Below are 2,136 nucleotides of genomic sequence, written 5' to 3'. Positions count from 1 at the left end.
TGTCGGCGGCGCTTGAAAACTGGACAGTAGCGGCGCTTGAAAAGTGAACACTCAACTATTGGAGAGTGATCACTTTGGAAGATTGGGCATTGATTCGGAGGCTGGCCGCGGAGGGCGAGCCGAAGGCGAAGATCGCTGCGCGTTTGGGGATCTCGCGGACCACGGTCATCAAGGCCGTGGCGTCGGAATCGCCACCTCAATACGAGCGGAAAGCAGCGGTGACGTCGTTCACGCCGTTCGAAGCGCGGGTGCGTGAGCTGTTGCTCGAGACACCAACGATGCCAGCGACGGTGCTGGCCGAACGCGTCGGGTGGGAGGGCTCGATCCGCTGGTTCCGTGACAACGTTGCCCGGTTACGGCCCGAGCAGCAACGCATCGATCCCGCGGACCGGCTGGTCTGGGCGGCCGGGGACGCGGCGCAGTGCGATCTCTGGTTCCCACCGAAACGGATCCCGCTCGAGGACGGGACAGCGAAGCTGCTGCCCGTGCTGGTGATCACTCCCGCGCATTCGCGGTTCGCTCTCGGGCGGATGATCCCGACCCGCAAGACGGAGGATCTGCTTCTCGGATCGTGGGAGTTGATCGAGCAGCTCGGACGGGTTCCACGGCGACTGCTCTGGGACAACGAGCCGGGCATCGGCAGAGGGAAACGACACGCAGACGGGGTCGACGCGTTCATGGGCACCCTGGCCACGAAACTTATCCTGCTCCCACCACGAGACCCGGAATCCAAGGGCATCGTGGAGCGGCGCAACGGCTGGTTCGAGACCTCGTTCATGCCAGGGCGTTCCTTCGCATCACCGGCGGACTTCAACGAGCAGTTCATCGACTGGTTGGAGATCGCGAACCGTCGGGTCGTGCGCACGTTGCACGCATCGCCGGTCGATCGTCTGCAGGTCGATTTGGAGGCGATGCTGCCGCTGCCGCCGATTCCGTTGCATCTGGGATGGCGGGCTCGGATCCGTCTCGGCCGCGACTATTACGTCCGCGTTGACACGAATGATTACTCTGTTGATCCGCGCGCCATCGGGCGGGTTGTCGATGTGAGCGCGGACCTAGACCGAGTTCGAGTCCGTCTAGATGGCAGGGTCATCGCGGATCATCCGCGGGCCTGGGCCCGCTCGATCGTGATCACCGACCCAGCCCACAAGGCTGCGGCCGCGGTGCTGCGGCGCAAGTTTCAACAGCCTCGTCTTGTCGCTGCCACAGATGATCTGGCCCGAGACCTCGGCGACTACGACCGCGCGTTCGGGATCGTCGAAGGCTGTCTGATCTGATGGGCGCAACGAAACAGACCGAATCGGTCAAGCAGATCACCTACCTCTCGTCCGCGCTGAAAGCGCCGCGCATCAATGAGGCTGCCGCCCGCCTCGCTGACCAAGCGCGTGATGCGGGATGGTCGTTCGAGGACTACCTCGCCGCGGTCCTGGAACGAGAAGTCTCCGCACGCAACGCATCCGGCGGTGAACTACGGATCAAAGCCGCAGGGTTTCCATCGAGGAAGACACTTGAGGACTTCGACTGGGATCCGCAACCTGCCAGTCGGCAGCAAATTGGCTCTCTGGCATCTGGCGGGTTCCTACTCGAAGCGCGAAACGTCGTCCTGCTCGGCCCTCCCGGGACAGGGAAGACGCATCTCGCGACCGCGCTCGGGATCGTTGCGGCCAGACACGGACACCGAGTGCTATTCGCGACGGCGACGGACTGGGTCACCCGCCTCACCGACGCGCATCGGCAAGGCCGGCTCCCACAAGAACTCACAAAGCTCCGCCGATACGGGCTGATCATCGTCGACGAAGTCGGCTACCTCCCATTCGAGCAAGACGCCGCGAACCTGTTCTTCCAACTCGTGTCATCTCGCTACGAACATGCCTCACTCATCCTGACCAGCAACCTGCCATTCTCCAGCTGGGGCGGAGTCTTCGGAGACCAAGCCGTCGCTGCCGCGATGATCGACAGAATCGTTCACCACGCCGACGTCCTCACACTCAAGGGCGCCAGCTACCGGCTCCGAGGACGAGGCATCGACAGCCTCCCCAGCATCAGAACCACGACCAACGAAAACCCTGACTAGACTGCCCAAAACCGTTCACTTTTCGAACGCCGAAAACGTTCAAAGTTCGAGCGCCGTCGACA

2 protein-coding genes are annotated in these 2,136 nt (G+C 62.9%); both read left to right on the top strand.

All coding sequences use genetic code 11. The annotated features are described in order from the left end of the window. Positions 1–65: 65 nt before the first annotated feature. A complete protein-coding gene (gene istA, locus ACSU1L_RS16410; protein ID WP_439256521.1) occupies positions 66–1,277 on the top strand; it encodes an IS21 family transposase in 1,212 nt (403 codons plus the stop codon). Beyond that, positions 1,277–2,074 carry an IS21-like element helper ATPase IstB gene (gene istB / locus ACSU1L_RS16405; protein WP_439256520.1) on the top strand — a complete coding sequence of 266 codons (798 nt, stop codon included), beginning with the start codon at positions 1,277–1,279 and terminating at the stop codon, positions 2,072–2,074. The genes istA and istB overlap by 1 nt, the downstream gene beginning before the upstream one ends. Positions 2,075–2,136: the final 62 nt, after the last annotated feature.

This window comes from Microbacterium sp. A94, from assembly GCF_051842855.1.
Lineage (GTDB): Bacteria > Actinomycetota > Actinomycetes > Actinomycetales > Microbacteriaceae > Microbacterium.
The sequence above is the reverse complement of the archived record's forward strand: the minus strand, read 5'-3'. Positions and strand labels throughout refer to the sequence as shown.

Excerpts from the sequence above, each read along its gene's own strand:
- istB (WP_439256520.1), top strand. The coding sequence starts at position 1,277 with ATGGGCGCAACGAAACAGACCGAATCGGTCAAGCAGATCACCTACCTC.